The sequence below is a fragment of the Lentihominibacter faecis genome, assembly GCF_014306095.1.
Taxonomy (GTDB): domain Bacteria; phylum Bacillota; class Clostridia; order Peptostreptococcales; family Anaerovoracaceae; genus Lentihominibacter; species Lentihominibacter faecis.
In genome coordinates, this window is the sequence record NZ_JACRWC010000013.1 from 1 (window position 1) to 12,470 (window position 12,470).

Genomic DNA, 12,470 nt, shown 5'->3' on the forward strand with positions numbered 1-12,470 from the left:
TAAAGTGAAACTGAACGCTTCCGCCCAGTACATTCTCCAGTTTAACCATAATTATTCTCCTATTTTTTATTTTGTCCAGCTGTTCGCCTTGCTATCCTTATCATACCGTATTTTACGCTTTGCGGTCAAGTTTCTGATACACCAAAAAACGGACCGAAGTCCGTTTTTCTTTACGTGTATTCTGATTAAACCAGTTCTAAGAATACCATTTCAGCGTTGTCTCCCTGACGAGGTCCAAGCTTCAGGATTCTTGTGTAACCGCCCTGTCTGTCTTTATACTTCGGAGCGATTTCGTCAAATAACTTAGTTACTACAGTTTCATCATATACGTATGCGAGCGCCTGTCTTCTAGCGTGGAGATCTCCGCGCTTAGCAAGCGTTATCATTTTTTCTGCCTGTCTTCTGGCTTCCTTCGCTCTTGTATCAGTCGTCGTGATTCTGCCTTCTCTGAGAAGATCTGTTACCAGATTTCTCAGCATTGCCTTTCTGTGAGCTGAAGTTCTGCCTAATTTTCTGTATCCTGGCATCGCTGCATCCTCCTATTCTCTATTCATCGCTTTGTTTCAGGCTCAACCCCAGTTCTTCCAGCTTATGCTTTACTTCGTCCAGGGACTTCTTACCAAGATTACGAACCTTCATCATGTCTTCTTCACTTCTGTGTGTCAGTTCTTCTACTGTGTTGATCGCTGCTCTCTTCAGGCAGTTGAAAGAACGAACGGAAAGTTCCAGCTCTTCGATGGTCATTTCGAGAGCTTTTTCTTTCTGGTTCTCTTCTTTTTCAACCATGATTTCCATGCCTTCTGCGGAGTCTGTCAGTTCTACGAACAGGCTCAGATGCTCCTGCATGATCTTGGATCCGATGGATACACCTTCACTCGGTGTTACAGAACCGTCTGTCCAGATCTCAAGAACGAGTCTGTCATAGTCTGTCACCTGACCTACTCTTGTATTCTCCACCGTGAAGTTTACCTTTCTCACCGGTGTGAAAATCGAATCTGTAGGGATTACCGAAATCGGGGTGTTTTCATCTTTGTTCATCTCAGCCGGGACATAGCCTCTGCCCCGAGCCAGGTTGATTTCCATAATGAGAGTAGCGTTCTCTTCCAATGTCGCGATATGAAGTTCCGGATTGAAGATTTCCACGTCGGAATCTCCTAAAATATCTGCTGCCGTAACTTCTTTCGGGCCAATGGCGTTGATCAGAACTCTTTTTGTATTTTCTCCATTGAGTTTTACTGCCAGCTTCTTGAGGTTCAGGATGATTTCTGTAACATCTTCCTTAACACCTGGAATTGTTGAAAACTCATGAAGAATACCGTCGATCTTGACTGACGTAACAGCAACTCCGGGAAGTGAACTCAGCAGAATTCTTCTAAGGCTGTTTCCCAAAGTCGTGCCGTAGCCTCTTTCAAGAGGCTCTACGACAAACTTCCCGTAATTGGGATCCTCGTTTGAATATATACATTCGATTGTTGGTTTTTCGATTTCTATCACTCAAAACCCTCCTTTTCATTCCAAAACTGTAACGATCAGTCAACAGATTACTTGGAATACAATTCGACGATTAAACGTTCTTCAATTGGAGTATCGATCTGTTCTCTAGTCGGATCAGCAAGAACTTTTCCTTCCATTTTGTCTCTGTCAACGCTCAGCCACTCAGGAACGCCTACAGTCATCTCTTTGATCTCCTTGAATTTCGGAGAGTTAAGGCTCTTTGCCTTAACGGAAATAACATCGCCGGCCTTAACCTGATAGGATGGGATGTTTACTTTCTTACCGTTTACCAGGAAGTGACTGTGAACAACCAGCTGTCTGGCTTCTCTTCTTGTCAGGGACAGTCCCATTCTGTAAACAACGTTGTCGAGTCTCTTTTCGAGCATGATCAGCAGGTTTTCACCAGTGATACCCTTTTTCTTCGCTGCTTTGTTGAATGTATTTCTGAACTGCTTTTCTTCTACGCCGTAAACGAACTTGGCTCTCTGCTTTTCGCGAAGCTGGAGACCATATTCGCTCATTTTTTTCATGTTTTTCTGCGGAGCTCTCTTGGACTCCTTGAAAATACCTAAGTGACTTGGGTCGATCTGAAGGGATCTGCATCTCTTCAATACTGGTTCTCTATTTGTTGCCATTGTAGTTCCTCCCTTCTATTAGACTCTTCTGCGCTTCGGCGGTCTGCAACCATTGTGCGGAATCGGTGTGATGTCTTTGATCATAGTGATTTCAAGACCTGCAGTCTGCAGTGCTCTGATAGCAGCTTCTCTGCCGGATCCCGGACCTTTTACATAAACTTCAACGGTTTTCAGTCCGTGTTCCATTGCACCCTTAGCAGCTTCTTCAGCAGCAGACTGTGCAGCAAACGGAGTGGACTTTCTAGAGCCTTTAAATCCAAGGGAACCTGCGCTGGACCAGGAAAGAGCATTTCCTGCCATATCAGTCAGGGTCACTAATGTATTGTTAAAGGTAGCCTGAATATGAGCCTGGCCTTTTTCTACATTTTTACGTTCTCTTTTCTTCTTTCTAACAGCCTTTTTTACAGCTTTAGCCATATTGTTCTACCTCCTTTACTTCTTCTTTCTACCTACGGTCTTCTTAGGACCTTTTCTGGTTCTAGCGTTTGTCTTTGTCTTCTGACCTCTAACAGGCAGTCCTCTTCTGTGACGAATACCTCTGTAGCATCCGATTTCCATCAGACGCTTGATGTTCATGTTAACATCTCTTCTCAGGTCACCTTCTACCAGATAATCGTTTTCGATCACCTTTCTGATCTTACCGGCTTCTTCTTCAGTTAAATCCTTAACTCTTGTGTCTGGATTTATTCCGGTTTTTTCTAAGATTTTTCTGGAAGTAGTCCAGCCTATTCCGTAGATATAGGTGAGACCAGCTTCGATTCTTTTTTCATTTGGTAAGTCTACACCGGCTATACGAGCCATATTTTCCTCCTGTTCCCATCTTCCGTCACGTAATTCGCCGAAGACTTATGTCGGCGGTCGTAATATAAACGGGATGTTCTTTGTTGTAATAACTATTTATACGCTTCTGACAATGCCGGAAGCCATATAATCTTTGTGATGCGAAATGCGTTTTCGCTTAGCCCTGCTTCTGCTTATGCTTCGGGTTTTCACAGATAACCATTACTTTCCCTTTTCTTTTGATTACTTTGCATTTTTCACAGATAGGCTTTACGGAAGCTCTTACTTTCATTTTAAATCCTCCTCTTGTACGCTGTCAATCCAGAATGCTGGATCTTCTGCTGTGTTGTCCGCCTATTTAAGCTTTTCCTCTCCAGGTGATTCTTCCGCGGGTCAGATCATATGGTGATAATTCCACTTTGACCTTGTCTCCCGGGATGATCCTGATATAATTTGTTCTAATCTTACCAGAAACATGTGCCAGTACTTTATGTCCTGTTTCAAGTTCGACGATAAACATCGCATTTGGCTGGGCTTCGATTACCTTGCCTTCTGCTTCAATGACATCTTTTTTCGCCATGTTTTACCTCACTTTACTCCACCAGGGTGAGCAGCTGCGGCTCACCATCAGTTATAACCACAGTATTTTCATAATGGGCTGCAAGCTTGCCATCCAGTGTTACGACCGTCCAGTCATTTGAAAGGGTTTCTACATCGTATGCACCCTGACAGATCATAGGCTCGATCGCAAATACCATGCCGCTTGCAAGCCTTGGCCCTCTTCCAGGTCTTCCGTAATTAGGGATCTGCGGGTCTTCATGCATCTGCTGTCCAACACCGTGTCCTACGAAATCCCGGATGACAGAAAATCCTTCTCCCTCTGCGCTCTTCTGGATCGCATGAGAAATATCAGAAAGTCTGTAGCCAACTTTACAAAACTCCAGTCCTTTGAAGAAACTTTCTCTCGTAGCATCGATCAGGTGCTGTGCTTCTTTGCTGATCTCTCCTACTCCGTAGGTTCTGGCGGCATCGCTGACGTAACCTTTGTAGGTGGATCCTACATCGACGCTGACGATATCGCCCTCCTGAATGATTCTGTCTCTGGAAGGAATACCATGTACAACTTCTTCATTGATCGACACACAGGCACTGGCCGGAAATCCGCCATACCCTTTAAAGGTCGGTATCATTCCGTGATCCCGTATTGTGGTTTCCACAAATCGGTCAATGTCTTCCGTAGATATCCCGGGCTTGATGAAAGTCTCCAGTTCTTTCAGAATGGTTCCAGTCACCTTGCCCGATATCCGCATTAAATCTATTTCTTCATCTGATTTAATAATGATCATATCTACTCACCTACGATTTCAACGATTTTATTGAAAACGTTTTCCAGACCGATCGTTCCATCGATATGCGCAATGTTTCCTGCTTTTTCATAATAGTCGATCAGAGGCTTTGTTTCTTTATTATATACCTCGATCCGGTTTGCTGCCGTTTCTTCATTGTCATCTGCTCTCTGTACCAGTTCTGCACCGCATGCATCGCAGATACCTTCCTTTTTCGGAGGGATGTTGACAACGTGGAAAGATGCTCCGCAAGTCTTGCAAACTCTTCTTCCAGTCAGTCTAACCATCAGTTCTTCTTTATCAACATCGATATCAAGAACGTGATCTACTTTCTTTCCCTGAGCAGTAAGAAATTCATCCAGCTTTTCGGCCTGAAATACAGTCCGAGGGAATCCATCCAGAAGGAAGCCGTCTTTACAGTCGTCTTTCTTCAGTCTGTCTGTAGCGATCTCTACTACCAGTTCGTCCGGAACCAGTTCCCCTTTGTTCATGTATTCCTGCGCCTTTTTCCCAAGCTCAGTGCCTTCTTTGATATTGGCACGGAAAATGTCGCCTGTGGAAATGTGCGGAATATTGTACTTTTCAACAATCTTGGCAGCCTGTGTGCCTTTGCCGGCTCCCGGAGGGCCTAATAAAATCAAATTCATATCTTTACCTCCTTACGAGATACTATTTCAGAAATCCCTGGTAATTTCTCATTACCATCTGGTTTTCAAGCTGTTTCATCGTATCCAGCGCAACACCAACTGCGATCAGAAGTGACGTTCCTCCAAAATGGAAGTTGAGTCCGCCCAGCTGACTGACAATCGTTGGCAGGATCGCTACAGCTGCCAGGAATACTGCTCCGACAAAAGTGATTCTTGTCATAACTCTGTTCAGATATTCCACTGTAGCTTTTCCCGGCCGGATGCCTGGGATGAAGCCGCCGTTGGCTTTCATGTTTTGTGCTACTTCTACCGGATTGAAGGTTACGGATGTGTAGAAATATGTGAAGAATATGATCAACACAACATTAAACGCAGCGTATACCCACACGCCCGGTGTCCCTGTCGGTGACAGCCATTTTTCGATCCAGGCTGCTGCTCCGCTTTCCGAATTCATGAAGTACGTGATGGTAAGCGGGAACTGTAGGAAGGACATTGCGAAGATTACCGGAATAACACCGGCCTGATTCACTTTAAGCGGAATGTGTGTTGCCTGACCGCCGTACATTTTTCTGCCGACAACTCTCTTTGCATACTGTACCGGGATCCTTCTCTGACCCTGCTGTACTTCGATGATACCAACGATTACAACAATACAGAAGACCACGAATACGACCAGAGTGACAACACTCATGCTTCCTTCCTGGAGCTTAACCCAGATTTCCTGAATAGCAGACGGCAGTCTCGCAATGATACCTGCGAAGATAATCAGCGAGATACCGTTTCCGATCCCGTACTCATTGATCTGCTCACCCAGCCACATCAGGAACGCTGTTCCTGCGGTGAGTACGAGTACGATTACTGTTACGGAGAAGACATCTGTGCTTACCAGTGCCTGACGGAATAATCCGATGGAAACACCGATCGCCTGCACAACTGCCAGCAGCACCGTTAAATATCTGGTGTACTGTGCAATTTTCTTTCTTCCTTCCGTACCTTCTCTTGCCAGCCGTTCCAGTGACGGAACAGCGATCGTCAAGAGCTGCAGTATGATGGAGGCTGTGATATATGGTGTGATACTCAGTGCAAATATCGTGAAGTTACTGAATGCGCCTCCAGAAAACAGATTGAACAGAGCAAAAAGTCCTGTTTCACTATTGAAAGTCTGCGAAAGAACTTCCCGGTCAATTCCCGGAACCGGGATCTGAGATCCGATCCGGAATATGAGGAGCATCAGAAGTGTGAAGATGATCTTCTTTCTGATGTCCGGGATGTTCCAAGCTTTTGCGACTGTTCTGAGCATCTCCATTAGATCACCTCTGCCTTTCCTCCGGCAGATTCTATTTTTTCTACAGCAGTCTTGCTGAACTTATGGGCCTTTACTGTCAGGTTCTTCTCCAGCGTTCCGTTGCCAAGAATCTTGATACCGTCCTTTACCTGTTTTACCATGCCGATTTCTTTCATCAGTTCTGGTGTAACAACAGTGTCTGCATCAAATCTGTTCAAATCTTCTACGTTTAAAACAGTATATTCTGTTCCCCAGATGTTCGTAAATCCTCTCTTCGGGATTCTTCTGTAAAGAGGCATCTGTCCGCCTTCGAAACCAGGTCTAACGCCACCGCCACTTCTCGATTTCTGGCCGTTCATACCACGTCCTGCAGTTTTGCCCTGTCCTGTAGCTGTACCACGGCCCTTTCTCTTAGGTGCTTTTGTTGCACCTGGAACCGCTCTTAATTCATGCAGTTTCATTTCCTTTGCACCTCCTATCCTATAACTCTTCTACAGTTAAAAGATGCGATACCTTGTTTACTGCCCCTCTTGTTACAGGAGAGTCTACTAATTCAACTGACTGGTGCATCTTCTTAAGTCCTAACGCTTCTACAACCTTTTTCTGTTTCGGGGAAGCGCCAATAACACTCTTTGTCAAGGTGACTTTGATCATCTTTGCCATTGCTTCTTCCTCCTTATCCTAAGATTTCTTCCTTTGTTTTTCCTCTTCTTCTGGCAACTTCTTCCACTGTCATCAGATTCTTTAATCCTTCCAGTGCAGCATATGCCATATTTCCGGTGTTGTTAGAGCCGATGGACTTCGCACGAATGTCTTTCAGGCCTGCAGCTTCCAGTACAGTACGTACAGAGGAACCTGCGATAACGCCGGTACCAGGAGCAGCCGGCATCAGGAGAACTCTTCCTGCACCGAATACACCCAGGTTTCTATGAGGGATCGTTGTTCCTACCATAGGAACAGTTATGAGTTTCTTCTTAGCATCTTCTGTTGCTTTTCTTACGGCTTCCGGAATTTCCTGAGCTTTGCCAAGACCAACGCCTACGTGTCCATCTCCGTCGCCTACAACTACTGTAACGCTGAATCTCATGTTACGTCCGCCCTTTACAGTCTTAGCAACACGTCTGATGTTTACAATAGTTTCATTTAAGTCCAGCTTTGATGCATCTATAGTGTTTCGCATTCAACCTACCTCCTGTTAGAATTTTAAACCTGCTTCACGAGCACCGTCAGCAAGTTCCTTAACTCTTCCGTGATAGAGGAATCCGCCTCTGTCAAAGGTTACTTCTTCAATACCCTTTGCCAGTGCTCTCTTTGCTATAGCTTCTCCTACTGCTTTTGCAGCGTCTTTGTTGCCGCCATACGCGATGTCAGACTTTAATTCCTTGTCGATAGTAGATGCGGAAGCGAGTGTAACCCCGTTCACATCGTCGATAATCTGAACTGAAATGTTCTTGTTACTTCTGAAAACGCAAAGTCTAGGCTTCTCAGGAGTACCAGTAAGATTTTTTCTGATTCTCTTGTGTCTAGCAACACGTCTATCATTTCTGCTTTCTTTAGCCATTTTACTTTACTCCTTTCTTTAAGATGAAGCCCCGGTTTTACCTTCTTTTCTGCGAATAACTTCACCATCGTACTTGATACCCTTGCCCTTGTAAGGTTCAGGTCTTCTGTAAGCTCTGATGTTCGCAGCATAGTTGCCAACCTGTGCTTTGTCGATACCTTTAACGATTACTGTTGTTGCATCCGGTGCTTCTGTAGTGATTCCTTCTGGATCTTCCAGTTCGATCGGATGAGAGAAACCAAGGTTCATAACCAGCTTGTTTCCCTTTTTCTCTGCTTTGTAACCAACACCTACCAGCAGGAGCTTCTTTTCATAGCCTTCTGTTACACCCTTAACCATGTTGCTGATGAGTGTTCTTGCCAGGCCGTGCTGTGCTCTGTGCTCTGCAGCATCGCTGCTTCTGGATACGGTTACAACGCCGTCTTTATTTTCAACTGTTAATAAGCTGCTTACTTTTTCCTGCAGTTCGCCCTTCGGTCCTTTTACGCTGACAAGGTTCTTGTCGTCAACTTTGACCTCTACGCCGGCAGGAAGAGTGATTGGTTTAAGTCCTATTCTTGACATTTCTATATCCTCCTACCATACATAACAGATTACTTCGCCGCCGATGCCCAGTTTTCTGGCTTCCTTGTCGCTGATAACTCCCTTGGAAGTGGAGATAACTGCGATTCCCAGTCCACCCAGAACTTTAGGGATTTCGTTTGCCTTCGCATAGGACTTCAGTCCCGGCTTGGAAATCTTTCTGATTCCGCTGATAACTCTTTCTTTGTCAGGACCATATTTCATGGTAACCTTGATCATGCCCTGCTTGTTGTCATCGATTACTTCAAAATCCTCGATGTATCCTTCTTCCTTCAGTATTCCTGCGATGGACTTCTTCATCTTAGAAGCCGGGATCTCTACTGTCGGATGACCTGCGGTGTTTGCATTCCGGATTCTGGTCAGCATATCCGCAATTGGATCTGTCATTGTCATTTTGTTGTTCCTCCTCTGCTAGTTTTGCATTCTTTGCAACTTGGCAAATAGTAGTTTTAACGTTTGATTTATGTTTCAGCGATTTTAATGTCGCCTACCAAGAAGCCTTCTTCACACCCGGAATCTCGCCCTTGTAAGCCAGTTCACGGAAGCAGATACGGCAGATGCCGTACTTTTTCAGTACGGAGTGCGGTCTTCCGCAGATCTTGCATCTGGTATATGCACGTGTGGAAAACTTCGGTTTTCTCTGCTGTTTTACTTTGAGAGATGTTTTAGCCATCGTCTTCCTCCTTCTATTTCTCAAACGGCAGACCAAGTCCTGCGAGCAGAGCTGCTGCTTCTTCGTCTGTCTTAGCCGTTGTCGTAAATACAATGTTCATGCCTTTGATCGTATCTACCTTATCGTAGTTGATCTCAGGGAAGATAAGCTGTTCCTTGATACCCATGGAGTAGTTTCCTCTTCCATCGAAGGAATTCTTGCTCACGCCCTTGAAGTCTCTTACTCTTGGAAGAGCGATGTTGAAGAGCTTATCGATAAAGGTGTACATGTTGTCGCCTCTTAAGGTAACCTTAGCGCCAACAGGCATTCCCTGTCTTACTTTGAAGTTTGCGATGGACTTTCTGGCTTTTGTTACTATCGGTCTCTGACCTGTGATCAGACCGATTTCTTCTACTGCGCTCTCCATGATCTTAGCGTTTTCCTTTGCTTCGCCCAGACCCATGTTGATCGTAACTTTTTCAAGCTTTGGAACTTCCATTACATTGTCGTATTTAAACTGATCCATCAGAGCAGAAAATACGTTGTTTTTATAAGTGTCTTTTAATCTTGCTGCCAAAATCGTCTCCTCCTTTCCTAGTCGATTACGGCGCCGGTCTTCTTGGAAACTCTGACCTTCTTGCCGTTTTCTACTTTGTAACCGATTCTTGTCGGTGCTTTTGTCTTAGCATCATAGTACATAACATTCGATACATCGATCGGACCTTCCTGATGCTTGATCTCTGCTGCTTCTTTCTGGGTCTGCTTCTGATGCTTTGTCTGAATGTTAACGCCTTCTACGATCACTTTGCCGTCTTTCGGCATTGCCTTCAATACTTTCCCGGTCTTGCCTTTGTCTTTTCCGGTCAGTACGATTACTGTGTCATCTTTCTTAATTCGCATCTCGTACACCTCCTATAATACTTCCGGTGCCAGGGACACTATCTTCATGAAGCCCTTATCTCTCAGTTCTCTTGCTACTGGTCCGAAGATACGGGTTCCAACCGGTTGTAAATCATCTTTAATAATTACTGCTGCGTTCTGGTCGAACTTTACATAGCTGCCGTCTGCTCTTCTGGCACCATGCTTTGTTCTAACTACAACAGCTCTGACTACGTCGCTCTTTTTCACAACTCCGCCCGGTGCAGCATCCTTTACAGCGCATACGATCACATCGCCAATATTAGCATACTGACGGCTCGTTCCGCCCAGGATACGGATGCATAACAGTTCTTTTGCTCCGGAGTTGTCAGCCACCTTTAATCTTGTTTCAGTCTGAATCATTGCCAGGCGCCTCCTTTACTTCACTTTCTCAACAATGTTGACAAGTCTCCATCTCTTATCCTTAGAAAGAGGTCTTGTCTCCATGATTCTTACTTTATCGCCGATGTTGCATTCATTGTTTTCGTCATGAGCTTTGATCTTCTTGGTTCTCTTTACAGCCTTTCCGTAAAGGGAATGTCTTACGAAGTCTTCTACCGCAACGACAATTGTCTTATCCATCTTGTCGCTGATTACCATGCCGACTCTTGTCTTTCTTCTGTTTCTTTCAACTGCCATAATCCATCCTCCTTTCCGTTAGTCCTGAACCTTAGCAAGTTCTTTTTCTCTGATAATGGTCTTTACTCTAGCGATATCTCTCTTTGTTTCACGCATTTTGATCGGGTTTTCAAGCTGTCCCGTAACGTGCTGGAATCTGAGGTTGAACAGGTCTTTCTTCATTCTTACCAGTTCACTGTTCAGTTCCGCTTCTGACATTTCTCTGATTTTCTTTAATTCCATTATGCTTCACCACCCTTTTCTGCGATCTTTTCACTGATGGCAAATTTACACTTAACCGGCAGCTTGTGGGATGCAAGTCTCATAGCTTCTCTTGCCTGAGCCTCTGTAACACCTTCAATCTCGAACATAACTCTGCCTGGTTTAACAACTGCTACCCAGTACTCCGGAGCACCTTTACCGGAACCCATACGTACTTCTGCAGGCTTCTTAGTAACGGACTTGTGAGGGAAGATTTTGATATAAACCTTACCACCTCTTTTTACGGATCTTGTCATAGCGATTCTGGCTGCTTCAATCTGATTTGAAGTGATCCATCCACATTCAGTCGCCGTAAGACCGTAATCACCGTATGTGATGGTGTTGCCCTTAGTGGCCTTACCTTTCATTCTGCCTCTGTGGACTCTTCTGCGTTTAACGCGCTTTGGCATTAACATGACGCGTGTCCTCCTTTCACCAATGTCTATTCTTCAGTAGTTGCTTCTGCTGTTTCTGCAGAAACCTGTGCTTCTTCAACCTGAGCTTCTGGAGCTTCTGCTACAGGAGCTTTTCTTACTCTGATGTTTGCTGCCTTAGGAATTTCGTTTCTTTCGTTTCTGTCATTTCTTCTCGGTCTTCTGTCTCCATCCCTTCTCGGTCTTCTGTCGCCTCTCTTCTTGCCGTCTCTTCTGCCTTCCTTCTCTTCAGGAACTGCACTCTTCAGGCCCTTGTCGAGGATCTCGCCGTGGTTGATCCAAACCTTAACGCCCAGCTTACCGTAAGTGGTATCTGCTTCTGCAAATCCATAGTCGATGTCAGCTCTCAGCGTATGGAGAGGAACATTACCTTCGCTGTACTTTTCGGATCTGGCGATTTCAGCTCCGCCAAGTCTTCCGGATGTGAGAACTTTTATTCCCTTGGCACCAGCCTTCATCGTTCTACCGATCGCCTGCTTCATAGCTCTTCTGAAGGAAACTCTTCTTTCCAGAGCCTGTGCGATACTTTCAGCAGTCAGCTGTGCATCCAGTTCTGTTCTTCTTACTTCTTTGATATCGATGATGATCGTCTTGCCTGTCATCTTTTCGAGTTCGGATTTCAGATCTTCAATTCCTGTTCCGGATCTTCCGATCACCATACCAGGTCTTGCTGTCATAACGATCACTTTCAGTTTGTTTTCTGCTGCTCTTTCCAGGACGATCTTAGATACGCCGGCAACATATAATTTTTTCTTTACGAAATCTCTGACTTTGTTGTCTTCAACCAGGTAGTCTGCAAACTTGCTCTTGTCTGCATACCATTTGGAATCCCAGTCTTTAATAACGCCTACTCTCAGTCCGTGCGGACTTACTTTCTGACCCATCTAATGAAACCTCCTATTCTTAATTCTTTTCCTTCAGAGTCACGCCCACATGGCTGCTTCTCTTTAAGATTATCGATGCTCTACCCTGTGATCCAGCTCTCCATCTTTTCATAGTCGGTCCCTGATGAGCATAAACTTCAGCTACATACAGGTTGTCAGTGTTCATTTCTTTTACGTCTGCGTTTGCTGCCGCCGACTTTACAACCTTTTCTACTATTTCAGCTCCCTTACCCGGAGTGAATTTTAAGATGTTCAATGCCTCATTTAAGTCTTTTCCTCTTACGAGATCCGTAACAGGCTTAAGCTTGATAGGAGACATTCTTACGTATTTTGCAATTGCTTTTGCTTCCATTTTCAATTATCTCCTTTTCTT

Annotated in this window: 25 protein-coding genes; all 25 read right to left on the bottom strand. The window is 44.8% G+C overall.

Annotated elements, in window-relative coordinates; all coding sequences use genetic code 11:
• Nucleotides 1-185: 185 nt before the first annotated feature.
• Complete coding sequence (gene rplQ, locus H8876_RS00720) at nt 186-527, bottom strand: 50S ribosomal protein L17 (protein WP_249286144.1); 342 nt, start codon at nt 525-527, stop codon at nt 186-188.
• A 19-nt stretch (nt 528-546) separates the two neighbouring features.
• Nucleotides 547-1,494: a DNA-directed RNA polymerase subunit alpha gene (locus tag H8876_RS00725; protein ID WP_177265428.1), complete on the bottom strand. Its 948-nt coding sequence runs from the start codon at nt 1,492-1,494 to the stop codon at nt 547-549.
• Between the two features lie 47 nt (nt 1,495-1,541).
• Nucleotides 1,542-2,129, bottom strand: coding sequence for a 30S ribosomal protein S4 (rpsD, locus tag H8876_RS00730; RefSeq protein ID WP_177265427.1), 588 nt, complete (start codon nt 2,127-2,129; stop codon nt 1,542-1,544).
• 18 nt (nt 2,130-2,147) lie between these two features.
• Entirely contained in the window at nt 2,148-2,546 is a 399-nt protein-coding gene (gene rpsK / locus H8876_RS00735) for a 30S ribosomal protein S11 (RefSeq protein ID WP_177265426.1), read from the bottom strand.
• 15 nt (nt 2,547-2,561) lie between these two features.
• Nucleotides 2,562-2,930, bottom strand: a complete 369-nt coding sequence (gene rpsM / locus H8876_RS00740; protein WP_177265425.1) for a 30S ribosomal protein S13 — start codon at nt 2,928-2,930, stop codon at nt 2,562-2,564.
• A gap of 157 nt (nt 2,931-3,087) precedes the next feature.
• On the bottom strand, nt 3,088-3,201 hold the full coding sequence (gene rpmJ / locus H8876_RS00745) for a 50S ribosomal protein L36 (protein WP_010095733.1): 114 nt from the start codon (nt 3,199-3,201) through the stop codon (nt 3,088-3,090).
• Between the two features lie 66 nt (nt 3,202-3,267).
• Entirely contained in the window at nt 3,268-3,489 is a 222-nt protein-coding gene (infA, locus tag H8876_RS00750) for a translation initiation factor IF-1 (protein ID WP_147592649.1), read from the bottom strand.
• A 13-nt stretch (nt 3,490-3,502) separates the two neighbouring features.
• Nucleotides 3,503-4,255, bottom strand: coding sequence for a type I methionyl aminopeptidase (map, locus tag H8876_RS00755; RefSeq protein WP_177265424.1), 753 nt, complete (start codon nt 4,253-4,255; stop codon nt 3,503-3,505).
• 2 nt (nt 4,256-4,257) lie between these two features.
• Complete coding sequence (locus H8876_RS00760) at nt 4,258-4,902, bottom strand: adenylate kinase (protein ID WP_249286145.1); 645 nt, start codon at nt 4,900-4,902, stop codon at nt 4,258-4,260.
• Nucleotides 4,903-4,924: 22 nt separating this feature from the next.
• Nucleotides 4,925-6,202, bottom strand: coding sequence for a preprotein translocase subunit SecY (gene secY, locus H8876_RS00765; RefSeq protein ID WP_177264463.1), 1,278 nt, complete (start codon nt 6,200-6,202; stop codon nt 4,925-4,927).
• Nucleotides 6,203-6,207: 5 nt separating this feature from the next.
• Nucleotides 6,208-6,648: a 50S ribosomal protein L15 gene (gene rplO / locus H8876_RS00770; RefSeq protein ID WP_177264460.1), complete on the bottom strand. Its 441-nt coding sequence runs from the start codon at nt 6,646-6,648 to the stop codon at nt 6,208-6,210.
• A 19-nt stretch (nt 6,649-6,667) separates the two neighbouring features.
• On the bottom strand, nt 6,668-6,850 hold the full coding sequence (gene rpmD, locus H8876_RS00775; protein WP_147592653.1) for a 50S ribosomal protein L30: 183 nt from the start codon (nt 6,848-6,850) through the stop codon (nt 6,668-6,670).
• Between the two features lie 13 nt (nt 6,851-6,863).
• Complete coding sequence (gene rpsE / locus H8876_RS00780; RefSeq protein WP_177264459.1) at nt 6,864-7,367, bottom strand: 30S ribosomal protein S5; 504 nt, start codon at nt 7,365-7,367, stop codon at nt 6,864-6,866.
• Between the two features lie 15 nt (nt 7,368-7,382).
• Entirely contained in the window at nt 7,383-7,748 is a 366-nt protein-coding gene (rplR, locus tag H8876_RS00785) for a 50S ribosomal protein L18 (RefSeq protein ID WP_177264458.1), read from the bottom strand.
• A gap of 18 nt (nt 7,749-7,766) precedes the next feature.
• Nucleotides 7,767-8,312 carry a 50S ribosomal protein L6 gene (gene rplF / locus H8876_RS00790; protein WP_249286146.1) on the bottom strand — a complete coding sequence of 182 codons (546 nt, stop codon included), beginning with the start codon at nt 8,310-8,312 and terminating at the stop codon, nt 7,767-7,769.
• A gap of 12 nt (nt 8,313-8,324) precedes the next feature.
• Entirely contained in the window at nt 8,325-8,723 is a 399-nt protein-coding gene (gene rpsH / locus H8876_RS00795) for a 30S ribosomal protein S8 (protein ID WP_249286147.1), read from the bottom strand.
• A gap of 94 nt (nt 8,724-8,817) precedes the next feature.
• On the bottom strand, nt 8,818-9,003 hold the full coding sequence (locus tag H8876_RS00800; protein ID WP_177264455.1) for a type Z 30S ribosomal protein S14: 186 nt from the start codon (nt 9,001-9,003) through the stop codon (nt 8,818-8,820).
• Between the two features lie 13 nt (nt 9,004-9,016).
• Entirely contained in the window at nt 9,017-9,559 is a 543-nt protein-coding gene (gene rplE, locus H8876_RS00805) for a 50S ribosomal protein L5 (protein WP_177264454.1), read from the bottom strand.
• 17 nt (nt 9,560-9,576) lie between these two features.
• Complete coding sequence (gene rplX, locus H8876_RS00810; protein WP_177264453.1) at nt 9,577-9,882, bottom strand: 50S ribosomal protein L24; 306 nt, start codon at nt 9,880-9,882, stop codon at nt 9,577-9,579.
• 12 nt (nt 9,883-9,894) lie between these two features.
• A complete protein-coding gene (gene rplN, locus H8876_RS00815; RefSeq protein WP_177264452.1) occupies nt 9,895-10,263 on the bottom strand; it encodes a 50S ribosomal protein L14 in 369 nt (122 codons plus the stop codon).
• Between the two features lie 15 nt (nt 10,264-10,278).
• Nucleotides 10,279-10,539, bottom strand: coding sequence for a 30S ribosomal protein S17 (gene rpsQ, locus H8876_RS00820; RefSeq protein WP_177264451.1), 261 nt, complete (start codon nt 10,537-10,539; stop codon nt 10,279-10,281).
• A gap of 18 nt (nt 10,540-10,557) precedes the next feature.
• Nucleotides 10,558-10,761: a 50S ribosomal protein L29 gene (gene rpmC / locus H8876_RS00825; protein WP_177264450.1), complete on the bottom strand. Its 204-nt coding sequence runs from the start codon at nt 10,759-10,761 to the stop codon at nt 10,558-10,560.
• Nucleotides 10,761-11,195, bottom strand: a complete 435-nt coding sequence (rplP, locus tag H8876_RS00830; protein WP_177264449.1) for a 50S ribosomal protein L16 — start codon at nt 11,193-11,195, stop codon at nt 10,761-10,763. The genes rpmC and rplP overlap by 1 nt, the downstream gene beginning before the upstream one ends.
• Nucleotides 11,196-11,221: 26 nt before the next feature.
• Nucleotides 11,222-12,097, bottom strand: coding sequence for a 30S ribosomal protein S3 (rpsC, locus tag H8876_RS00835; protein WP_177264448.1), 876 nt, complete (start codon nt 12,095-12,097; stop codon nt 11,222-11,224).
• A 19-nt stretch (nt 12,098-12,116) separates the two neighbouring features.
• Nucleotides 12,117-12,449: a 50S ribosomal protein L22 gene (gene rplV / locus H8876_RS00840; protein ID WP_177264447.1), complete on the bottom strand. Its 333-nt coding sequence runs from the start codon at nt 12,447-12,449 to the stop codon at nt 12,117-12,119.
• Between the last annotated feature and the right edge of the window lie 21 nt (nt 12,450-12,470).